The sequence below is a fragment of the Nonomuraea sp. NPDC049504 genome, assembly GCF_040676845.1.
Taxonomy (GTDB): domain Bacteria; phylum Actinomycetota; class Actinomycetes; order Streptosporangiales; family Streptosporangiaceae; genus Nonomuraea; species Nonomuraea salmonea.
Window position 1 is genome coordinate 219,672 of record NZ_JBFAPT010000001.1, and the last position, 21,124, is coordinate 240,795.

Consider the following 21,124-nt stretch of genomic DNA (forward strand, 5'->3'; position numbering starts at 1 on the left):
TAGCCGCCAGGTGAGCAGGGGGATCGATGATCAAGGCAGTGGTGTTCGACGTCGGTGAGACGCTCGTCAGCGAGGGCCGCATCTGGCACCGCTGGGCCGAGCGGCTGGGCGTCAGCCCCTTCCTGCTCATGGGCGCCCTGGGCGGGATGGCGGCCCTCGACCGGCCGCACAGTGACGCCTTTCGCCTCGTCCGTCCCGGCATCGATCCCGACGTCGAGGAGGCGGCCTGGGAACGTGACGACCCCGACGGCCTGCGCAACCACTTCGACGCCGACGACCTCTATCCCGACGTGCGCGAGGCGCTGGCGGCCATCAGGGCCGCGGGACACCAGGTGATCATCGCCGGCAACCAGCCGCGCCGCGCCTACGACGCGCTGGTGGCGATGGACCTGCCCGCCGACTCCGTTCACACCTCCGACGGCTGGGGCGTCTCCAAGCCCGACCCCGGCTTCTTCGCCAAGGTCGCCGCGGTGGCCGGGTGCGCGCCCGCCGAGATCCTGTACGTCGGCGACCGGCTGGACAACGACGTGCTGCCGGCCGCGGCGGCGGGCATGCGCACCGCGCTGCTGCGCCGCGGCCCGTGGGGCTACCTGCACGCCGAGCGGCCGCAGGCGAAGGCCGCCGACGTCATCGTCGACGACCTCCACGCCATCCTCCCCGCCCTGCGCCGCCTCCCCTGACCGCCGCCTGAGGCCGCTTCACCTCAGGTGAGGTCGTCCTCCGAGTCGATGCGGATCGCGCGCTCCTCGGCCGAGAGGTCGTCGCCGTCGTCGGAGTACTCCGTGGCGATCTCCTCGTCGTCCAGGTCGGGCCCGAGCCCCTCGTCCGGTTGGGTGAGCCGGTGTTTGGGGCGGGGCCCGCGCAGCCGGTCGGGAGTCTCGCGGCGCAGGCGCTCGTCGAGCGAGTCGTGGTGCCGGGGGTCGTCGGGCACGACCTCGTGCCGGAACCCGAGGTCGTCGGTCCACTCCTCGACCTCGATCTCCTGCTCGTCAGCCAGGCCGAACCGGTCCGGAGGCAGCTCCGTCATGTCGGTACCCCTACCCTCCCAACGGGCCGGAATCCTAGGATCCGGCCTTCTTCAAAGCCCGCGCCAGCTCTTGCTTGTCCATCTGTGACCGGCCCGGGGACGTCGGCCTGCTGCGCCCGCTCGTGCAACTCGGCCTTGGTGGCGCCGTCGGGAGAGCCGGAGGCCGAACCTGACAGGGCCTTCAGCTCCTCGGCGCGGCGCTGCTCGAAGGCCCTGCCGAGCCGGTCGAGCTCCTTGGCGTCGGCCGTCTGCCGCAGCGCGGGCAGCAGCGTGCTCCCCTCCTCCAAGCGTGATGACGTCCGTAGCCATAGCGGCACCCGCTACCCGGCGGCTCAGCGTCCAATCGCGGCGCCGACGAGCGAGCGCGGGTCGGCGGCGCCGGCCAGCATGCCGTCGGGGCGGACGTCGATGAGGTGGGCGTGGCCGAACGAGCTCCCGTACGGCAGCGCCGCCACCCGGTGCCCGAGCGCGGCGAGGCCGTCGGACCAGCCGCCGCCCTCCTCCAGGTCGAGCACGGCGTCGTCGGGCGCGTCCCAGGTGTCGAACCCGGTGCCCCCGGTGCCGAGCCGCCAGCGCGGCGCCGCGATCGCGCGGCCCGGCTCCTCGCCGTGGCGCAGCAGGCGGGTGATGACCTGCAGCAGGACCTGGGGCTGGGCGTCGCCGCCCATGGTGCCGACGACGGACCTCAGCGAGCCGTCGGGGCGGGTGATGAGCGCGGGGGTGAGCGTGTGGGGCGGGCGGCGGCCCGGCCCGTACTCGGCCGGGTGACCGGGCTTGAGCGAGAAGCCGATGCCGCGGTTGTGCAGGTTGATCCCCGTACGGGGCTCGAACACCATGCTGCCGAACCCGGACGCGTTCGACTGGATGAGCGAGACCCCCATGCCGTCGCCGTCGATCACGCACAGGTACGTCGTGTCACCGTCCTGGGCCGGCCCGCCGAGCCGCAGCCGGGACCGCGAGTCGATCCGCGACCGCCGCCGGGTGATCTCGGCCGGGTCGAGCAGGTCCTTGGCATCCTCGTGCAGTACGTCGAGCCGGTCGTGCCCGGCGATCCTGGCGGACTCGGCCAGCAGGTGGGCCCAGACGGGATGGGAAGGGGAGGCGGGCAGGTCGAGCCCCTCGGCGATGGCGAGGGACATCAGCAGCAGGTAGCCCTGGGAGTTGGGCGGCATCGACCAGACGTCGTGGCCGTGGGCGCGGGTCCTGAGCGGCTCGACCCAGTCGGCGCCCGGCGCGGCCAGGTCGGCCTCGACGTACTCGCCGGCGCCCGCCTCGACCAGGCCCTGCCCGAACTCGCCCAGATAGAAGCCGTTACGGCCGTGCCCGGCCAGGGCCTGCAGCGCGCGGGCCACGCCGGGCCTGGTGACGCGGTCGCCCGCCGCGCGTACGGAGGCGAAGTCGCCGCCACCGGGCCGCCGGGCCGCGTTGGCGGCGCCCGCCACCATCAGCGGTGAGGCGGGGAACCCGGCGGAGGCCAGCCTGATCGCGGGCGCCAGCAGCTCGGCCATGGGCAGCCTGCCGTGCCTGCCGTGCAGCGAGGCCCAGCCGTCGACGCACCCAGGCACGGTGACGGACCTGATGTCGTGCAGGTGGGGCATGCGCGTGTGGCCTTCGGCCCGAAGCCGGGCCGGATCGGCGCCGGAGCCCGCGCGTCCTGAGGCGTTGAGCGCGGTGACGGTGGCGCCGTCGTGGACCAGGGCGAACAGGTCGCCGCCGAGGCCGCACATGTGGGGGGCGACGACCGCCAGCACGGCGTTGGCGGCGATCGCCGCGTCGGCGGCCGAGCCGCCGCGCTCCAGCATCGCCAGCCCGGCCGCCGAGGCCAGGTGGTCGACGCTGCACACCATGCCGGAGGGCGCGTATCTCGTGTTGTGCACGCCACGAGAGTACGCGCCCCACCGATCTCGGGGCAGATCTCCGGTGTCACTCCTGCTCGCGCAGCCGTGCCCGCGTCCCTTCGAGCTCCTGGCGCAGGGCGGCGACCTCGCGCTCCAGCTCCAGGATGCGGCGGATGGCGATGAGCGTCATGCCTTCCTCGGCCATGCGGGTGACGTGCTGGACGATGACGATGTCGCGCCGCGAGTAGCGCCGCTGGCCGCCGCTCGACCTGCTGGGCCTGACGACGTCGTGCTGGTCGAGCCGGCGCAGGAAGGCGGGTTGCACCTGCAGCATCTCCGCCACCTGCCCGAGTGAGTAGAGAGGTGCGTGCTCGTCGTCGAAGGGCAGGTCCGGCATGTCATCTCCTCACGGGCCTGGCCGCTCCAGGACCGGGATGCGCACGGCGAGGACGCCGTTCGGCTGACCTCCAACTCACGTTATGGGTTGACTGCTCGCTGGTATGCGGTGCAACGCGGGAAAGAGTGTTCCCACAGGTGGTCAGGCGTTCTCCAGTTGCGGGCGCAGGCGGATGGCCTGCCGCACCGTACGCCCGGAGAGCCGGGCCAGCCCCACCGCCGCGAGCAGCGCGGCCGACAGGCACGCCACGCCGCCGACCTCCAGGGCGACGCGCGGCCCGAGCGTGTCGCTCAGCCAGCCGAGCAGCGGCCCGCCGACCGCGCCCGCGGCGGCGCTGACGATGGACAGCGCCGCGATGACCCGCCCGCGCATCGCGTCGGGGCTGTCGAGCTGGGCGCGGGCGGAGACGGTGGTGTCCAGCGCCACCGCGCCCGCCGCGATCGGCACCATCAGGGCCGCGAACGACCACAGCGACGGCATCAGCCCGCTCAGCGCCTGCACCAGCCCGGTCAGGAACGCCATGATGAGCAGCAGCCGCAGCGTCAGCCGGGTCCGCGTGGCGGCGAGGAAGCCGCCCAGCACCGTGCCGACGGCGAAGACCGTGGACAGCAGCCCGTAGCCGCCCGCGCCCGACTCCAGCGGGCCCGCGCTCATGGCGGCCATGGTGACCTGGTAGTTGCGGCCGACGCTGCCCGAGACGAACCAGAGCGCGAGCACCACGAGCAGCCAGGGCGTGCGCAGCACGTACCGCAGGCCGTCGAGCACGGCGCCGGGCTGCCGGTCGGCGGTGGCCAGCCGGTGGAACTCCCGCCGCCGCATGCCCAGAACGGCCGCGATCACCACGAAGAAGCTGGCGGCGTTGACCACGAACAGGCCGCCGTTGCCGGTGAACGGCAGCAGCGCGCCGGCCAGGCTCATGCCCAGGATGCGGCCGGCGGAGTTGAGAATCGAGCCGAGCGCCATCGCGTTCGGCAGGTCGTCGGGCGGCACCACCTCGGCCCCGAAGCGCCCGAGCGCGGGCCCGCCGAGCGCGTTCACCACGCCGCCCGCCAGCGCCACGCCGTAGATCGGCAGCACGGACGTCACCTCGCTCAGCGCGATCACCGCCAGCACGGCGGCGAGGCCCGCCTGCGCGAGCTGCGCGGCGATCACGACGGGCCTGCTCGGCAGCCGGTCGGCCAGCGCCCCGCCCCACATGCCGAGCAGCAGCGTCGGCAGCGCCTGCATCACAAGGCTCAGCCCCACGCTGGTCGCCGAGCCCGTCAGGGTCAGGATGAGCCAGTTCACCCCGAGCACCTGCATCCAGGTGCCGGTCACGGAGACGATGTCGGCTCCCGCCCAGAGCCGGTAATTGTGATGACGCAGGGCCCTGAACGTGGAGGAGGACAGAGACACGAAGAATCCTTGCCTTGGGGAAGCACCGGGGGGATGAACAAGTGCTTCCGCGAAGCGGATTCCGGCCTGACCGTAATGTGAGGCAAAGCACGTTTAGGGGGCGGTCAGACGAGTTCCACGGGATGATCGCGGCTCACCAGGGCCGCGTAGTGGCCGCCGCGGGCGATCAGCTCGTCGTGGGTGCCGCGCTCCACGACCCGCCCGTGGGCGAGCACCACGATCTGGCCGGCGTCGCGCACGGTGGACAGGCGGTGGGCGATGGTGATCGTCGTACGCCCCCGCGCCAGCGTGTCCAGCGCCTCCTGCACGGCCTTCTCCGTCTGCGTGTCCAGCGCGCTGGTGGCCTCGTCGAGCACCAGGACCGGCGGGTCGCGCAGCAGCGTACGGGCGATGGCCAGGCGCTGCTTCTCGCCCCCCGAGAAGCGGTAGCCGCGCTCGCCCACCACGGTGTCGTAGCCGTCGGGCAGCGCCGCGATGTGGTCGTGGATGCGCGCCGCCCGCGCCGCCGCCTCCAGCTCCTCGTCGGTGGCCGAGGGGCGGGCGAAGCGCAGGTTGTCGGCGATCGAGGCGTGGAACAGGTACGTCTCCTGCGACACGACCCCCACGGTGCCGCTGAGCGTCTCGAACGTCAGCTCCCGCACGTCCACGCCGTCGATGGTGACCCGGCCGGCGGTGACGTCGTACAGGCGCGGGAGCAGGTAGCTGAGCGTGGTCTTGCCCGAGCCCGTCTCGCCCACGATGGCCAGCGACGAGCCCGCGGGCACGGTGAGGTCGACGCCGGTGAGCGTGGGGGTGTCGCCGTAGGAGAAGTCGACCTGCTCGAAGCGCACCTCGCCGCGCACGTCCGTCAGCTCCCGCGTGCCCGGCCTGATGTCCACCGGCAGGTCGAGATACTCGAAGATGCGCCCGAACAGCGCCAGCGAGGTCTGCACCTCGACGCCGAGCCGCAGCAGCGACACCATCGGCCGGAACAGGCTCGTCTGCAACGTCGTGAACGCCACCAGCGTGCCCACCGAGATCGCCGCGGTGTGGCCGGCGGCCCAGTAGATGGCGGCGGGCATGGCGGCCATCACGAGCTGGATCGACGCCTGCCGCCAGCGCCCCGCCATGCTGGTGGCCACGCCCAGCTCGGCCAGCTCGTGCGAGGCCCTGCCGAAGCGCTCGGTCAGCTCGGCGGAGCGGCCCATCGTGCGGCCGAGCAGGATGCCGCTGATCGACAGTGACTCCTGCACCATCGAGGCGATGCCGGCGAGCTTGCGCTGGCGCTCGGAGGTGATGCGCTTGCGCTCCGAGCCGACCTTGCGGCTGATCCACACGAACACCGGCAGCAGCGCGAGCGAGACCAGGGTCAGCCGCCAGTCGAGGGCGGCCATGGCGACGACCGTGGCGATCACCGTGGTCAGGTTGGAGACCAGGGACGCGGCCGTCGAGGTGACGACGGCCTGCATGCCGCCGATGTCGTTGGCGATGCGCGACTGCACCTCGCCGGTCCTGGCCCTGGTGAAGAAGGCCATCGACATGCGCTGGAGGTGGCTGTAGACCGAGACCCGCAGGTCGTGCATGACCCGCTGGCCCACCGTGGTGGAGACGAGCGTCTGCAACACGTCGAACACGGTCGTCGTGACCGCCACGAGGATCATGCCGAGCGCGAGCAGGGTGAGCAGCCCGGCGTCCCTGGCCGGGATCGCCACGTCGAGCACCTCGCGCAGCAGGAACGGCGAGGCCAGCCCCACCAGCGAGGACAGCACGATGAGCGAGGCCACCACGGTGAGGCGGCCGCGGTAGGCGCCGAACAGCTTGATGATGCGCCCGATCGGCGCGCGCGGTTCCTCCGCCAACGTGGAACCTCCTTCTTTCGGCTGCCCATTCGAACAGAGGTTAGCTCATATTTGTTCCGGCTAAACTTCTCGGCATGGCAGACAAGGAGCTCGCGGAGCTCTTCTACCTGGTCGGCAAGCGTGTGCGGCACGGCTACGCCCACCGGCTGGTCCCGCTGGGGCTCAATCCGGGCCAGGCGCGGGCGCTGCGGGCTCTGGCCGACGCCGGGCAGCCGATGCGCATGGTCCGGCTGGCCGACGAGCTGCGCATCGTGCCGCGCTCGCTCACGCCCGTCGTGGACGCGCTGGAGGCGGCGGGCCTGGTGCGCAGGCAGGTCGATCCGGCCAACCGGCGCTCCACGCTGGTCGTGCTCACCGGCGAGGGGCGCGCGCTGGCCGATCGGGCTCGCGAGGCGCGCAGGGAAGCGGGGGAGGAGCTGTTCGCGGTGCTCACGCCCGAGCAGCGCGCGTCGCTGCGCGAGCTGCTCGAACGCGTCGAGAGCGGAGGTCAGGACGGGCCGGGCGGCTCGCGCGGCAGATAACGCCCGGACAGGCGCGCCAGCTTCAGGCTGAGGTGCAGCGCCAGCCGCTCGCCGCCGTCCTTCAGATCGGTGCGGGCCAGCTCCTCCACCCGCTGTAATCGGTAGTACAGCGAGGTCCTGTGCAGCCGCAGCGCCTTCGAGGTCGCCACCGCGCTGCCCGCCAGATCCAGATACGTCTCCAGGGTCTCCAGCAGCGGCAGGTACTGCGCGTCCGCCAGCAGCCCTTCGAGCCCCGGGTGCAGCTCCCGGTCCGGCAGCTGGGTGAGCATCCGGTAGACGCCCAGCCTGGCCCACTCCGCCGTACGCCCGAGGCCGGGCACCCGCGCCGTCACCTCGGCCGCGTGCCTGGCCTCCCGGTACGACTCCGCCGCCAGCGCCAGCTCGGGCCTGGGCCGGCCCACCCCGACCACCACCGGCACCGGCATGGCCGCGTGCAGCTCGTCGGCCGAGACCGGCGGCCCCGCCGTGAGCAGCACCGCGTGGTCGTAGCGCATCAGGTGCAGCGGGTGGTGCCCGCTCAGCCGCCGCCGCAGCGCCAGCAGCCCCTGCTCCAGCGCCAGCCGGAGCGCGTCGTCGGGCTCGGCCGTGCGCGGCCTGGCCACCTGGACGGTCACCGGCTGCGCCTGCGGGAACGCGCCCGCCTCGATGAGCTGCCTGGCCGCGTCCCGCTCGCCGAGCAGCAGCCCGGTCACCGCCTCCAGCTCCCGCTGCGAGGCGAGCCCGCTGGCCAGGCTCTCGTGGAACAGCGCGAGGGCGAGCCCCGGCACCGCGCGGGCGGCCTCGGCGACGGCCGGCTGGGGCATGGGCGGCTCGGCGTCGATGAACCACAGGAAGCCGAGCAGGCCGTCGGCGTGCCGTACGGGAACGCAGACCCGCGGCAGCAGCCCGAGCTGGGGCGCGCCAGGCGTGCGCAGCGGCCCGGTGGCCTCGGTGATCCCGGCCGCGCGCAGCCACTGCCGCACCTCGGGCACGGTGTGCCGGCGCAGGATCGAGTCGCGGCGGACGTCGTCCATCGCGCCGTTCTGCTCGCTGTAGGCGACCACGCGCTGGTGGCGGTCCTCCAGGAGCAGGGGGCGTTCGAGGCGGGCGGCGAGCTCGTCCACGGCCCGTTGAAGATCCGCCACAACCACCCCTTACATGGCCTTTTCGACAAATGACGGAAATGTCAGTACAGGTCTTCCCTACAACTGCTCGGTGATCTCCGTCAACAACGTCTATACGGTCAAGCCGTGAACGCCCCGAAGAAGCTGCTGAAGGGTTTGCTGGCGGCCATCGTGCTGATCCCGGTGAGCCTGATGGCGACCCCTGCTTCCGCAGCACCCCCCGAGAACCCCGAGCACCCGTGGCGGCAGAACCACTGGCCGCAGACCCAGCCCTGGCAGCTCGACGAATCCCTCGACGCCGCTGCCGAGGAGCGGGCCCTGCGCAAGACTCCCAGCACCGGTCTCAAGCCCGTCGACCCGCAGAACTGGGTGAACCCCGACAACATGACGTGGGCGGACTACAAGAAGCCCCCCGGCACGAAGTGGAACGACCCCGCCGTCAAGGGGTCGCAGCGCACCTTCAAGGGCGCGCTCGTGCTGCTCGACTACCCCAACCAGCCGTTCGTGGTGACCCAGCCGCAGAACTCCACGGTGTACGCCAACCCGAGCGCCGAGGCCCACGACATCCCGCGCGACCAGGTCGCCAGGTTCTACCAGGACTTCCTCAACACCCCGAACGACCTCAACAAGGGGCACACCATCCACGAATACTGGATGGAGGACTCCGGTGGCCGCATCGGCGTGGAGCTGACCGGGTTCGGCCCGTACACGATGCCGGGCAAGGACCACGAGTACGCGATGGAGTACCAGCGCCAGTCGTGCCCCTCCGGCGACAGCTGCAACAAGAACCTGCGCGCCGACGGCAACGCGGCCTGGCTGGCCGACGTCGGCCAGGATGTGGCGGACCAGTTCGACTTCGTCTTCTACCTCAGCGCCGGCCAGGACGAATCGGCCACCTGGCAGGAGTTCGGGATGATGAAGTTCCCGACCAAGGAGGACGTCACCGACGAGTGGGGCCCGGACGACCCGGCGCTGCCCAACTGGTCGCCGACCCGCTACGTCGAGTGGACCTCCTGGCAGGCCGGCTCCAACTTCTGGCCCAACGCCCGCTTCGGCGTCGACTCGGTGCAGGCCGAGAGCTCCGGCATGGGCGTCTACGCCCACGAGCTGAGCCACATCTTCGGCATCGCCGACAACTACAACAACCCGTACGGGGTGCCGCCGCGGCGGTCGTACACCGGCATCTGGGAGATGCTGAGCCGCGGCAGCTTCAACGGCCCCGGCGGCCCGCACTCACGCTGGCTCGTCCCGCCCACCGCGGGCGGGTCCATGGGCGCCCAGCACATGCTCCGCAACAAGATCAAGCTGAACATGGTGGACGAGGCGAACGTGCTGCGGCTCAGCCGCGAGGCGCTCGCCGAGTCGGGCCTGGTGACCGCCAAGGTGACGGCCCGCGTGGTGCAGCCCGGCAAGAACGGGCTGTCCGGCGTCAACATCGCGATGGACCAGGACCGCAGCACCTGTGACAGCGGCGATCCGCTGTGCGACGGCGGTGGTTACAACAACTACACCGTCGAGGTCGTCGACCGGATGGGCGCCGACTCGTTCACGCCCGACTCCGGCGTGCTGCTCGCCAAGACCAAGAACGAGGACAGGTCGCCGTTCGAGTGGGTGATCGACGCCAACCCGCAGGACATCGGCATGACCGACTACGTGCTGCCCGACGGCACGAAGGTGCCGATCACCATCGGCGACTACCGCCAGCTGTCTGACGCCCTCTTCCACGCCGGCACCGACTCCGGCAGCGAGTACGAGTACGTCGACGAGGCCAACCGGCTGCACTTCTACGTCACCGACCTGCACCGGGACAAGAAGGGCCAGCTGTCGTACACGGTCGCGATCCGCTCGCTCGACGGCGCGGGCCCGCAGCGGCGCGGCGTCAAGCTGCTGCCCTCGGTGGGGCTGCCGTCCGGCAAGAACGTCTCCACCTGCAAGTTCCCGCTGTTCAACACCGGCAAGAAGGCCGCGGCCCGTGGCCAGCATCCCGAGGACGTCAGCGCCTACCTCAACGCCGACATCTACCGGCTCAAGGCCGAGGTCCAGGGCAAGGGCTGGGACGTCCGGCTGCCCAACGCGCTGGCCTCCGTCGAGTTCGGCAAGCAGGAGCTCGTCAGCGTGGACGCCGTACGCACCGGCGGCGGCCACGTCGGCAAGATCAAGCTCACGGCCACGTCCGAGAGCGACCCGGCCAAGAAGGCCACGGCCAGCTGCACCGTGATCGGCTGACATGACGACGGGGCACGGCCGAAGCCGTGCCCCGTTCGTCTGTGCCCCGTTCGTCTGTGCCGGGCCTGGGTGAGCGGCGGGCGCAGCAGCTCAGGTGAGCGGCGAGCGCAGCAGCTCGCCCGCCGTCTGCCTGGCCTGCAGGATGCTCTCCTCGAACAGCTTGCGCACATGGGCCGCCTGGTCCGACAGCTCGTTGATGCGGCCGTGGGCCAGCTCGTCGCGCACGGTCTCGGCCAGCAGCTGCTGGTATTCCGGCGTCTTCGCGGCCAGCTTCTCCAGCCGCAGGTGGGCGTGGTAGACCTTGTCGGCCTTCAGCACCTGCTTGGCGTACTTCTCCAGATGCCGTACGCGGTGCGTCAGCGACGTCCAGGCCGCGTCCAGCGCGCTCGTGTACGGCTTGAACGCCGCCTCCATGTCCGGCGGCAGCTCACGCGGCACCAGCTTGCCGTGCTCGGCGTGCATCGACGACAGCCGGCGCAGCCGCTGGGCGATCTGCCAGACCTCCTCGGGCAGCGACACCTGGTTGTCGACGCTGTCGATGAGCCCGGCCTTGTGCACGTTGGAGTGGAGAATGGCCTCCACGGCGTTCTGCGCCCTGCGCAGCAGCATCTGGCAGGGGTGGTCGAGGTCCTCCGGAAGGATGTAGTGCTCGGCGTGGGCCCGCGCGAGCCCCAGTCTTCGCTTGGTCGAGCGGTAGGTGCCGTCCGTCGCCAACCACCTGATCACGACGATCATGCCGACCCCCGTGCCCATGACGAACAGGGGCGTGCTGCTGGTCAGCATGAACAGCAGCAACAGGAAGGCCGGCAGGACGAACAGGGTGGCGGGGTTTCGCGTGGTGTCCATTCGCGCGCCCGACCGAGCCTGGCGGAGGATGTGCGGGCTCGACCGCAACTCGACCGAGATCTCCGGGGGCAGCGATGGATCGATCACCAGCCGTGGAGGCAGAGCTCGTGGATCCATACGTTCATGCTGCGTTATGAACCTCGAATTCGCTGCGTTCTGCCGGACATATAGGGTCGTAATAATGAGCGAGATGACGAGGTGGATCGACCTTGAAGGCGCGGTCAACGCGCGTGACCTGGGCGGATTGCCCACTCGTGACGGCGGCCGCACCCGTCGCGGCCGGCTCTACCGCGCCGACAACCTGCAGGGCCTGACGCCCGCCGACGTGGCGCTGCTGGTCGGCGAGCTCAACCTGCGGCACGTCGTGGATCTGCGCTCGACGGCCGAGGTGACGCTGGAGGGGCCCGGTCCGCTGACCCGGGTGCCCGAGGTGCGTCACCACCACCTGACGTTGTTCGCCGAGGGCGGCCGGCACACCGACGTCGAGGCGGACGTCGCGCCCGAGGGCATCGACGGCGAGCGGGTGCTGCCGTGGGCGGACCGGGTGCTCGACGAGGAGCTGCGGGTCACCGGGTTCTACTTCGGCTACCTGCGCGACCGGCCCGACGGCGTGGTGGCGGCGCTGCGGGCGATGGCGCTGGACGACGGCGCGGCGCTGGTGCACTGCGCGGCGGGCAAGGACCGCACCGGCGTGCTGGCGGCGCTGGCCCTGGAGGTCGCCGGCGCCACCAGGGAGGCCATCGTCGAGGACTACGTCGCCACGGGGGAGCGGCTTGAGCTGATCCTCAAGCGGCTGCGCGGCAGCGACACCTACCGCGACGACCTCGACTCGCGCCCGGCCGACGACCACATGCCGCGTGCCCGCTACATCGAGCAGTTCCTGGGCGTGCTCGACGACCGGTTCGGCGGGCCCATGGGCTGGCTGGCCGCGAACGGCTGGACCGACGCCGACACGACCGCCCTGCGCGCCCGCCTGCGCGACTGACGGCCGCGAACGGCTGGACCGCTGACACGACCGCCCTGCCCTGCGGGCCTGCCTGCGCGACTGACGGCCCCGCCCGGACAGCCCGCCCGGACAGCCCGCCCGGACAGCCCGCCTGAACGGCGGCCTGGGCTTGCAGCCGGCCCCAGCGGCTTCCCGGGGCTTCAGCCGAGGTGGACGACGATGCCCTGGGAGGCCGACAGGCGGGCGGCCTCGATGACGGCGAGCGCCTCGACGGCGCTCGCCGGGTCCACCGGCGGCGGGCCGCCGTCGCGCAGCGCCGCCGCCACCTCCCGGTAGAAGTCCAGGTACGCCCCCGCCTCCGTACGCACGACGCGCCGCTCGCCTTCCGTGCCCAGCTCGCCCCAGCGCTCCTCCGGGTCGTCCCCGAACCCCGGCGCGTCGGGCGTCATCCCGGCCCGCAGCCGCTCCTCCTGCACGTCCATGCCGTACTTGACGAAGCCGGCCGCCGACCCGAGCACCCGGAACCTGGGCCCGAGCCGGGCGGCCATCGAGCTGGCCCACAGATGCGACCTGGCCCCGCTCGCGTGGGTGAGCGCGATGAACGTGTCGTCGTCGGCCTCCACGCCCTCGCGCCGCACCTCGCTCTCGCAGTAGACCGCGCGTACGGGGCCGAGCAGCTGCAGCGCCTGGTCCACCAGATGGCTGCCGAGGTCGTACAGCAGCCCGCCCACCTCATCGGGCCCGCCGCTCTCGCGCCAGCCGCCCTTGGGCACGGGCCGCCAGCGCTCGAAGCGCGACTCGAAGCGCAGCACACGGCCCAGCAGCCCCTCGCCGGCCAGGCGGCGCACGGTGCGGAAGTCGCCGTCCCAGCGCCGGTTCTGGAACACGGTCAGCAGGAGACCACGCTCCTCGGCCAGGCGGACCAGCCCGCGTCCCTCCTCGGCGGTCCTGGCCAGCGGCTTGTCCACGACCACGGGCAGGCCCTCGGTGAGCGCCGCCGCGGCCGTGGCGACGTGGGTGCGGTTGGGCGAGGCGACCACGACGAGGTCGCAACGGCCCCACAGGTCCTGCACGTCGTCCACCGCGGCCGCGCCGTACGCGGCGGCGACCTCGGCCCGGCGATCGGGGTTCCTGGTCACGACGGCGGCCAGGGACAGGCCGGGGGTGGCGTGGATCAGCGGGGCGTGGAAGTAGGCCCCCGCGGTGCCGTAGCCGACGAGGCCGACACGGATGCCCGTGCCGGCGGACGACTGAGAGGCGCGCCGCGGCTGCGGCCGGTCTGCCTGATCGCTCATCGGCCCAGGTTATCCGCCCGTCCTTCCGCGACCGTGCTGTCCGCGCGCCCCTCCAGGCGGCGCTAGTCGTCGTCGCGCTCGGCCAGGAACCGCTCGAACTGGGCGGCCAGCTCGTCGCCCGTGGGCATCGGCGTGGTCTCGGCCATGAGGTTCTCGCGCTCCGCGCCCGCGGCGAAGGCGTCGTACTGCTGCTCGAGGCCGGTGATCGCGGTGGACAGCTCGGCCGAGGCCTTGATCTGCTCCTCGATCTCCGTCGTCGTACGCCGGGCGGCGTCGTGCAGCGACTCCATCGGGAAGACCAGCCCCGTGCCGCGCGTCACCGCCTCCAGGGCCGCCACGGCGGCGGTCGGGTATTCGGCCTGCGACAGGTAGTGAGGCACGTGCACCGCGTAGCCCACGGCGTCGTGGCCCTTGGCGCCCAGCCGCAGCTCCAGCAGGGCCGCCACGCTGCCGGGCACCTGCACCCGGCCGAACACGCTGGTCTGCGCGGAGATCAGCTCGGGCCGGCTGGCGTGCGCGGTGACGCCGAGCGGCCGGGTGTGCGGCACGGCCATGGGGATGCCGTGCAGGGTCACCAGCTTGCTCACGTTCAGCCGCTCGACCAGCTCGGCCACGGCCTTGGCGAACAGCTCCCACTCCCGGTCGGGCTCGGGCCCGCTCATCACCAGGAACTGCGTGCCCGTCGCGTCCTTGGCGACGTGCACGGCCAGCTCGGGACTCTCCCAATCCACCCACCGGTCGGTGTCGAACGTCATGATCGGACGCCGCGACCGGTAGTCGAGCAGCCGGTCCACGTCGAACGTCGCCACGACCCGGTGCTCCAGCTCGGCCAGCAGGTGGCCCAGCGCGAGACGTCCGGCACCGCCCGCGTCGACGAAACCGTCGAAGTGGTACAGCAACACCGGATCGGGCAGCTCGGGCGCGTCGTCTGCGAGCTCGTAGAGATCCTTCGGGTCGAACACGGTTGGACAGCCTTTCCCTAGGTACTCTTCACCAGAACCTACGGCGCGTCGGAACGATTCCGTGCAGGGCACCCTATCGGGACGAACCGTTTTGTATGGACGAAGGCCCTAGGGGCGGAGACATCCAGGAGGACCTCGATCTACCTGGTCAGAGCGGGCGACACCGCGTTCACAGCTCGCGTACGCCTCGGGCGGGGTTCGGGGGCCCGGCAGACGGCAAGGTGACACTTCGCTGCTGCAGACGGCTCGTCACGGTCGTGCCCACACCGCCGATCCAGGCAGACGTTGATGCCATGCGGGCGCTCTTCGTCGCGAACACCGCCCGCATGGTGATCAGTGACATCGTCTTAGTCGGCCAGCTCGCGCTGGAAGCCGGTGATCTGTCCGCGCAGCACCGGGTCGGCGAATCGGCGCGTCTCCTTGGCCCAGTCGAGGTAACCGCGCATCCAGTTCTCGAGCCCTGTTACGCAGCGGAGGGTGCCGTGCCGGCGATTCTGGTCGGTGCCGAGTTCGTCGAACGTGTGCTGGAGGTCTGCCTTGGCCGCTTCGAAGACGCGTATGCGCTCGGAGATCTTCTGGTTGACCATTTCGACGGCAACCTGAAGAGGACAGTCCAAGGCCTTCCAATAGACGATGACGAGGTTGTGGAATTCCCCTTGCAGCAGCTCACGCCGTAAGCCGATCAGATCGTTGGTGCAGACCACCACGTGGCCGGCCTCGTGGACGAGAGTGCGGTACACGGCCGAGGCGCGGATGTCGTCGGGCACCTCGAACTGCTCGGCGAGTTCGATGAGGTCGAACGAGGGCGGGACATAGGCGATATTGAGCTTGTGCTCGACGTAACTGTCGGGATCGGGGACCTCGCCCCTCGTGCGGTTGTCGACCTCCCACTGGGCCGTTTCGAAGCAGTCCTGAAGGTGGGTGGCGAAGCGGTTCCACCACTGGGCGCTGGCGTGTAGGAGCATACGGTCACGGATATCGGCCAACCCGTGGAGTATCGGTCCTGCGGTGGCAGGCAGCGGTTCGCCGTTCAGCACCGCACGGAACTTGTCCGCCATGCGCCGCGCCAGATCGGGGTTGGAGCCCACGTCGGCCAGCTCGAACTGGTCGTCGTAGACGTGGAACCAGCTGTTGAGGTCGGCGGCCAGCGCCAGGACCGGCACCGACGCCTCGGGATACAGCCTGGCGACGAGCCGGGAATACGACTCCCCAGCGAAGCGCGAGGCTGCGGTCTCATCCGCGATGAGTCTCAGCTGCCGAGCCCAGGCGATGGTGCGCTCGGCCGCAACAGCCTCGAAGGGATTGATCTTCGACGGGTACGGGATAGAAGGGGTGGGTAACGAAACCGGTGGTAGTTCGGGCATGAGTGCGCAGCCTCCCCACGGCAACCGTGGCAAATACCCCTCGTTGGGGTAGATGTCGTTCTTGTGGGGCCTACCCGAAGCCGAATTTGCCGAATCATTTACGCAATAACGGGCCAGAAGGAAAAAGGTTACGGCCTGGGCGATTCAGGTGCTGTGTGGGTCATCCTGTACGGTTGCGACTACCTGGTCCAGGTCCAGTTCTGCGCCCGCCTCAAATGCCAATTTGTAGCGATCCTCACCGAGGAGACTCTTGCACTCCTTGACGCATTTCTCGTGAGTGGCCGTGAGGAACGGGGCACCGAGCATGGGCAGGCCGGAGGAGCGCCAGTTCTGATGCAGCGCACCGAGCAGAAGCGTTGCGCGCTCGGCCTCGCCCAGGGCCGAGTAGATCTTGGCGATCGTCTCGAGTGCCATGAGTGTGCCGACGGTGTCGTGGAAGTAGCGCTTGATGCGCAGCGCCTCCTGAGCCGTCGCCAGCGCCTCGTTCAGCCGGTTCATCGCCATCATCGGCAGCGACAACGCCCAGTGCGCGTACGAGCTCAGCCACAGCTCCCCGCGCTCGCGGCAGACCTGCAGACAGTCCAGCAACAGCGACTCGGCCTCGTGCATGCTCCCTTGTTCGGTGAGGACGATGGAAAGCTCTACGATGGCGGGGAGCAGCCCCGGGTTGAGCTCCTTGTTATCCGTGTTGAACTCGATGGCCACACCGAGCAGGGCGCTTGCCTTCTGCAGGTCGCCCTGCAGCATCGCGGCCGTGCCCTGCATCTTGGAACCCAAGATCACGGCTCGGGAGTCGCCCACCCGAACGGCCTCGACGCTGCAGGCCTCAGCCGTCTCACGCGCGCCCACGATGTCGCCCTGAGCACTACGCACATAGGAGAGCACCCACAGCGCCTTGCAACGCTCCTTGCTCACCGTGGGATTGGCCTCCAGCGCCCGCTCCAAGTAAAGGCGGCCCTCGCGGGCGAACCCGCAGCACACCCACATGAACCACAGCGACGCCAGCAGGGTGAGCGCCAGCGGCTCCTTACCCGGCGTGGACAGCGTGTGCTCCAGCGCGAGACGGATGTTGTCGTGCTCCTGCCGCATGCGGACGAACCAGTAGATCTGCCGCGGCCCCGACCAGGCGTCCTGGCTGCGCTGCGCGAGGCTCAGGTAATACTCCAGATGGCGCTGGCGCAGCTGCTCCGTCTGGCCCAGCTTCTCCAGCCACTCCTCGCCGTATTCGGCCAGCGTGTCGATCAGCTTGTAGCGCACGCCCGCGTGGTTGCTCCTGATCAGCAGGATCGACTTCTCCACCAGGCCCGTCACCAGGTCGGTGATGTCCTCCGACGGCAGCCGCCCGTCGGAGCAGACGAACCGGGCCGCGTCGAGCTCGAAGTCACCCGCGAAGACCGACAGCCGCGCCCACAACAGCCGCTCGGCCGGCTCGCACAGCTCGTGGCTCCAGCCGATCGCCGCGCGCAGCGTCTGGTGCCGGGGCAGCGCCGTGCGGCTCGCGCCCGCCAGCAGGCTGAACCGGTCGGCCAGCAGGCCCAGGATCTGCTCCACCGACAGCGCGCGCAGCCGCACCGCCGCCAGCTCGATCGCCAGCGGGATGCCGTCGAGCCTGCGGCACAGCTCGGCCACCGGGCCGATGTTGTCCTCGTCGAGCACGAAGTCAGGCACGCTGGCGCTCGCGCGGGCCGCGAACAGCTGCACCGACTCGTTGGTGAACAGGTTCTCGGCCGGGTCGTCGCCCGGCACCTGCAGCGGCGGCACCGGCACGACGTGCTCGTAAGGCAGGTGCAGCGACTGGCGGCTGGTGGCCAGCACCTTGAGGTTGGGCGCCGCCTCCAGCAGCTCGTGCACCAGCTCGGCGCAGCCCTGCACCAGGTGCTCGCAGGTGTCGATGATGAGCAGCATGTCGCGCTCGCCGACCCACTCCGACAGCGACTCCGACTCCGTGCGCGAAGACTGGTCGGCGATGCCGAGCGCCGAGGCGATCGTGTGCTTGACCATGCCCGCGTCCTGCAGCCGGGCGAGATCGGCGAACCACACGCCGTCGGGGTAGTGGGCGCGCACCTGATGGGCCAGGCGCAACACCGTGCGCGACTTGCCGACACCACCGATGCCGGTCACGGTCACCAGGCGTGACTCGTTGAGGTGTCGTTTGAGGTTGGCGAGGAGACGTGTCCTGCCGATGAAGCTGGTCAGCTCCGCCGGTAGATTGCCTTCTCGCCGCCAGCCTGTCGGGGTGGCCATGAGCAGCCTCACGGGGGGATCGGCGACACCTGCCTACGCATCGTACCGCTGACCTTGCGAACTGTCCTTGATCCAGCGGACACACCGGGGACAGGTTTGTACGCCTCGGTAGCATGTACGACGTGAAAGAATTCCTACCCGACCAGACCTCCGACGACACCGACCTCGGCTGGGGCGAGTGGCGCGACACCGACGACGACACCTTCTACCTGGAGAACCGCCCCCCGCACTGGGACTGACCAGGTGCCCCCTTACGATTTCCGCCCCGCCGCACCGGCCGACTACGACGCCATCGCCGCCGTGGTCGACGACTGGTGGGGCCGGCCGGTCCGCGCCGCGCTCCCGCGGCTCTTCCTCGACCACTTCCACGCCACCAGCCTCGTCGCCGAGAGCTCCGGCGACCTGGCCGGCTTCCTGATCGGCTTCCCTTCGCCGTCCCTGCCCGGCGAGGCGTACATCCACTTCGCCGGCGTGCACCCTGCGGCCAGGCGCAGCGGCCTCGCCCGCACCCTCTACGAGCGCTTCTTCGCCCTCGCCCGCGAGCACGGCCGCCACGTCGTCCGCGCGGTCACGTCCTCCGCCAACGCGACGTCGATCGCGTTCCACCAGCGGATGGGCTTCACGGTCAGTGACCCCGTGCCCGGCTACAACGGCCCCGGCACCAGCCTGGTCACCTTCACCCGCGCTCTCTGAGAGGTCCACCCTCCAGCACTTTGCGCAACCTATCCACCACATGCCGTATGCGGCGCCCGTTGATCGGGAAAGCAGACAAGCACGGCAAGGAGGTGGATCGGTGGCGCATCTGCTCACCCAGCGGAAGCTGACAGGGGAGCTCATCGCGGAGTTCCTCGGCACGATGGTGCTCATCCTGTTCGGCTGCGGCGTCGTCGCGCAGGTCATCGCCGCCGAGCTGGGCGACCACGACAGCATCGCGTGGGCGTGGGGCATCGGCGTGACGCTCGGCGTGTACGTCGCGGGCCGCACGACGGGAGCCCACATCAACCCGGCCGTGACCCTGGGGTTCGCGCTGTTCCGGGGGTTCCCGTGGCCGAAGGTGCTGCCGTACGCGCTGGCGCAGACACTCGGCGCGTTCGTCGGCGCGCTCATCGTGCGCTGGAACTACACCGAGGTCCTGGCCATGGCCGACCCCGGCCACACGATCAAGACCCAGATCGTCTTCTCCACCCTGCCGGGCAACGGCACCCTGCCGGTCTCCATGTGGGGCGGGCTGCGCGACCAGATCATCGGCACCGCGATCCTGCTGTTCGTCCTCTTCGCGCTCTCCGACGTCCTCAACATGGCACCGGGGGCGAACCTGGGGCCGTTCATCATCGGCCTGCTCATCGTCGGGATCGGCATGTCGTTCGGCACCGACGCCGGCTACGCCATCAACCCGGCCCGCGACTTCGGCCCCCGACTGGCCAGCTGGCTCACCGGCTACGACGGGGCCTGGCGAGATCAGTACGGCGACCCGTACTGGTGGGTCCCCATCGTCGGCCCGCTGGTCGGCGCAGCGCTCGGAGCCGCTCTCTACCAGCTGTGCATCGCCCGCTTCCTGCCGCAGGGCGAGGACCGCGACACCGTGAAGCCGTCAGATTGAGAGTGAGCCATGCCTGATTTCGTCGGCGCGGTGGACCAGGGCACCACCAGCACCCGCTTCATGATCTTCGATCACGATGGCGCCGAATACGCCAAATACCAGCTCGAACACGAGCAGATCCTGCCCAGAGCCGGTTGGGTCGAGCACAACCCGATCGAGATCTGGACGCGCACCGCCGCCGTCATCCAGACCACCCTCCAGCGCACCCGCCTGCACCACAGCGACCTCGCCGCGCTCGGCGTCACCAACCAGCGCGAGACCACCGTCGTGTGGAACCCGCGCACCGGCCGCCCCTACTACAACGCCATCGTCTGGCAGGACACCCGTACCGACCGCATCGCCGCCGCACTCGAACGCGACGGCCGCGGCCAGGTCATCCGCGACAGGACGGGGCTGCGGCCCGAGGCGTACTTCTCCGGCGGCAAGATCCAATGGATCCTCGAGAACGTGGACGGCGTCCGCGAGGCCGTCGACCGCGGCGAGGCCGTCTTCGGCAACACCGACACCTGGACCCTGTGGAACCTCACCGGCGGCGTCAACGGCGGCGTGCACATCACCGACGTCACCAACGCCAGCCGCACGATGCTCATGGACCTCGACACCCTCGACTGGGACGACGAGCTGCTGTCCTTCTTCGGCATCCCGCGCGCCATGCTCCCCGAGATCCGCCCCTCCGCCGACCCCTCCCACTACGGCGTCACGCTCGGGTACGGCCCGGTCGGCGGCGAGGTGCCCATCACCGCCATCCTCGGCGACCAGCAGGCGGCCACCGTCGGCCAGGTCTGCTTCTCGCCCGGCGAGGCCAAGAACACCTACGGCACCGGCAACTTCCTGCTGCTCAACACCGGCACCTCCCGCGTACGCTCCGAGAGCGGCCTGCTCACCACCGTCGCCTACAAGTTCGGCGACCAGCCGGCCGTCTACGCGCTGGAGGGCTCCATCGCCGTCACGGGCTCCGCCGTCCAATGGCTGCGCGACCAGCTCCACATCATCACCTCCGCCCCGCAGAGCGAGACGCTGGCGCGGCAGGTGCCCGACAACGGGGGCGTCTACTTCGTGCCCGCCTTCTCCGGGTTGTTCGCGCCGTACTGGCGGGCCGACGCCCGCGGCGCCATCGTCGGCCTGTCCCGCTACAACACCGACGCCCACATCGCCCGCGCGACCCTGGAGGCCATCTGCTACCAGAGCCGCGACGTGGTGGAGGCCATGCAGCGCGACTCGGGGGTCGTCCTGGACGTCCTGCGCGTGGACGGCGGCGTCACCTCGAACGACCTGTGCATGCAACTCCAGTCCGACATCCTCGGCGTCCCCGTCAGCCGCCCCACGGTCTCGGAGACCACGGCCCTGGGCGCCGCGTACGCGGCGGGCCTGGCTGTCGGCTACTGGAGAGACACCACCGAACTCCGCACCCACTGGGCAGAAGACCGCCGCTGGGAACCAACCTGGACACAGGAACAACGCGAGGAAGGCTACGCCGGCTGGAAGAAGGCAGTAACGAAGTCCTTCGCCTGGCTCGACTGAC

19 protein-coding genes are annotated in these 21,124 nt (G+C 70.6%); 7 read left to right on the forward strand and 12 right to left on the reverse strand.

The annotated features are described in order from the left end of the window. Window positions 1-26: 26 nt before the first annotated feature. Window positions 27-680, forward strand: a complete 654-nt coding sequence (locus AB0K28_RS01000; RefSeq protein ID WP_345387533.1) for an HAD family hydrolase — start codon at window positions 27-29, stop codon at window positions 678-680. A 23-nt stretch (window positions 681-703) separates the two neighbouring features. On the opposite strand, the gene AB0K28_RS01005 is transcribed toward AB0K28_RS01000, so the two are convergent. The 6 genes from AB0K28_RS01005 to AB0K28_RS01030 form a co-directional block, all read right to left on the reverse strand. Further along, a complete protein-coding gene (locus AB0K28_RS01005) occupies window positions 704-1,027 on the reverse strand; it encodes a DUF5709 domain-containing protein (RefSeq protein ID WP_364363505.1) in 324 nt (107 codons plus the stop codon). Continuing rightward, entirely contained in the window at window positions 1,024-1,314 is a 291-nt protein-coding gene (locus tag AB0K28_RS01010; RefSeq protein WP_364363508.1) for a hypothetical protein, read from the reverse strand. Before AB0K28_RS01010 ends, AB0K28_RS01005 begins: the two co-directional genes overlap by 4 nt. A gap of 45 nt (window positions 1,315-1,359) precedes the next feature. Beyond that, on the reverse strand, window positions 1,360-2,904 hold the full coding sequence (locus AB0K28_RS01015; protein WP_364363511.1) for a gamma-glutamyltransferase: 1,545 nt from the start codon (window positions 2,902-2,904) through the stop codon (window positions 1,360-1,362). A gap of 46 nt (window positions 2,905-2,950) precedes the next feature. After that, window positions 2,951-3,262 carry a MerR family transcriptional regulator gene (locus AB0K28_RS01020; protein ID WP_345387524.1) on the reverse strand — a complete coding sequence of 104 codons (312 nt, stop codon included), beginning with the start codon at window positions 3,260-3,262 and terminating at the stop codon, window positions 2,951-2,953. A gap of 141 nt (window positions 3,263-3,403) precedes the next feature. Further along, window positions 3,404-4,657: an MFS transporter gene (locus tag AB0K28_RS01025; protein WP_364363514.1), complete on the reverse strand. Its 1,254-nt coding sequence runs from the start codon at window positions 4,655-4,657 to the stop codon at window positions 3,404-3,406. Between the two features lie 104 nt (window positions 4,658-4,761). Beyond that, entirely contained in the window at window positions 4,762-6,495 is a 1,734-nt protein-coding gene (locus AB0K28_RS01030) for an ABC transporter ATP-binding protein (RefSeq protein WP_364363517.1), read from the reverse strand. A gap of 74 nt (window positions 6,496-6,569) precedes the next feature. Here AB0K28_RS01030 and AB0K28_RS01035 point away from each other — a divergent pair, with 74 nt between their 5' ends. Further along, the gene (locus tag AB0K28_RS01035; RefSeq protein ID WP_364363520.1) at window positions 6,570-7,016 is read left to right on the forward strand and encodes a MarR family transcriptional regulator; all 447 of its coding nucleotides are present in this window, start codon (window positions 6,570-6,572) and stop codon (window positions 7,014-7,016) included. Here AB0K28_RS01035 and AB0K28_RS01040 read toward each other — a convergent pair. Further along, a complete protein-coding gene (locus AB0K28_RS01040; protein WP_364363523.1) occupies window positions 6,983-8,140 on the reverse strand; it encodes a helix-turn-helix domain-containing protein in 1,158 nt (385 codons plus the stop codon). The genes AB0K28_RS01035 and AB0K28_RS01040 overlap by 34 nt on opposite strands. Before the next feature lie 105 nt (window positions 8,141-8,245). On the opposite strand from AB0K28_RS01040, the gene AB0K28_RS01045 reads away from it, so the two are divergent. Beyond that, window positions 8,246-10,345 (forward strand): M6 family metalloprotease domain-containing protein, encoded by a 2,100-nt coding sequence (locus AB0K28_RS01045; RefSeq protein WP_364363526.1) that lies wholly within the window; start codon window positions 8,246-8,248, stop codon window positions 10,343-10,345. Window positions 10,346-10,435: 90 nt separating this feature from the next. On the opposite strand, the gene AB0K28_RS01050 is transcribed toward AB0K28_RS01045, so the two are convergent. Continuing rightward, window positions 10,436-11,191, reverse strand: a complete 756-nt coding sequence (locus AB0K28_RS01050; RefSeq protein ID WP_364363529.1) for a hypothetical protein — start codon at window positions 11,189-11,191, stop codon at window positions 10,436-10,438. Between the two features lie 190 nt (window positions 11,192-11,381). Between AB0K28_RS01050 and AB0K28_RS01055 the strand changes: the two genes are divergently transcribed. Then, window positions 11,382-12,176 carry a tyrosine-protein phosphatase gene (locus tag AB0K28_RS01055; RefSeq protein ID WP_364363532.1) on the forward strand — a complete coding sequence of 265 codons (795 nt, stop codon included), beginning with the start codon at window positions 11,382-11,384 and terminating at the stop codon, window positions 12,174-12,176. A 161-nt stretch (window positions 12,177-12,337) separates the two neighbouring features. On the opposite strand, the gene AB0K28_RS01060 is transcribed toward AB0K28_RS01055, so the two are convergent. The 4 genes from AB0K28_RS01060 to AB0K28_RS01075 form a co-directional block, all read right to left on the reverse strand. After that, on the reverse strand, window positions 12,338-13,432 hold the full coding sequence (locus AB0K28_RS01060) for a Gfo/Idh/MocA family oxidoreductase (protein WP_364363535.1): 1,095 nt from the start codon (window positions 13,430-13,432) through the stop codon (window positions 12,338-12,340). A 62-nt stretch (window positions 13,433-13,494) separates the two neighbouring features. After that, a complete protein-coding gene (locus AB0K28_RS01065; RefSeq protein ID WP_345387510.1) occupies window positions 13,495-14,394 on the reverse strand; it encodes a PAC2 family protein in 900 nt (299 codons plus the stop codon). Window positions 14,395-14,741: 347 nt separating this feature from the next. Continuing rightward, window positions 14,742-15,758 carry a hypothetical protein gene (locus AB0K28_RS01070; protein WP_364363538.1) on the reverse strand — a complete coding sequence of 339 codons (1,017 nt, stop codon included), beginning with the start codon at window positions 15,756-15,758 and terminating at the stop codon, window positions 14,742-14,744. 144 nt (window positions 15,759-15,902) lie between these two features. Further along, complete coding sequence (locus AB0K28_RS01075; RefSeq protein WP_364363541.1) at window positions 15,903-18,014, reverse strand: ATPase; 2,112 nt, start codon at window positions 18,012-18,014, stop codon at window positions 15,903-15,905. A gap of 231 nt (window positions 18,015-18,245) precedes the next feature. On the opposite strand from AB0K28_RS01075, the gene AB0K28_RS01080 reads away from it, so the two are divergent. From AB0K28_RS01080 to glpK, 3 genes are all read left to right on the forward strand, one after another. After that, a complete protein-coding gene (locus tag AB0K28_RS01080; protein WP_364363544.1) occupies window positions 18,246-18,695 on the forward strand; it encodes a GNAT family N-acetyltransferase in 450 nt (149 codons plus the stop codon). A gap of 100 nt (window positions 18,696-18,795) precedes the next feature. Continuing rightward, window positions 18,796-19,602: an MIP/aquaporin family protein gene (locus AB0K28_RS01085; protein ID WP_364363547.1), complete on the forward strand. Its 807-nt coding sequence runs from the start codon at window positions 18,796-18,798 to the stop codon at window positions 19,600-19,602. Window positions 19,603-19,611: 9 nt separating this feature from the next. After that, window positions 19,612-21,123, forward strand: coding sequence for a glycerol kinase GlpK (gene glpK / locus AB0K28_RS01090; protein ID WP_345387500.1), 1,512 nt, complete (start codon window positions 19,612-19,614; stop codon window positions 21,121-21,123). Window position 21,124 lies beyond the last annotated feature (1 nt).

Bases quoted from the DNA above. Each gene is read 5' to 3' on its own strand.
- AB0K28_RS01000 (WP_345387533.1), top strand. From the start codon at position 27: ATGATCAAGGCAGTGGTGTTCGACGTCGGTGAGACGCTCGTCAGCGAG.
- AB0K28_RS01005 (WP_364363505.1), bottom strand. From the start codon at position 1,027: ATGACGGAGCTGCCTCCGGACCGGTTCGGCCTGGCTGACGAGCAGGAG.
- AB0K28_RS01020 (WP_345387524.1), bottom strand. From the start codon at position 3,262: ATGCCGGACCTGCCCTTCGACGACGAGCACGCACCTCTCTACTCACTC.
- AB0K28_RS01035 (WP_364363520.1), top strand. From the start codon at position 6,570: ATGGCAGACAAGGAGCTCGCGGAGCTCTTCTACCTGGTCGGCAAGCGT.
- AB0K28_RS01050 (WP_364363529.1), bottom strand. From the start codon at position 11,191: ATGGACACCACGCGAAACCCCGCCACCCTGTTCGTCCTGCCGGCCTTC.
- AB0K28_RS01055 (WP_364363532.1), top strand. From the start codon at position 11,382: ATGACGAGGTGGATCGACCTTGAAGGCGCGGTCAACGCGCGTGACCTG.
- AB0K28_RS01060 (WP_364363535.1), bottom strand. From the start codon at position 13,432: ATGAGCGATCAGGCAGACCGGCCGCAGCCGCGGCGCGCCTCTCAGTCG.
- AB0K28_RS01070 (WP_364363538.1), bottom strand. From the start codon at position 15,758: ATGCCCGAACTACCACCGGTTTCGTTACCCACCCCTTCTATCCCGTAC.
- glpK (WP_345387500.1), top strand. From the start codon at position 19,612: ATGCCTGATTTCGTCGGCGCGGTGGACCAGGGCACCACCAGCACCCGC.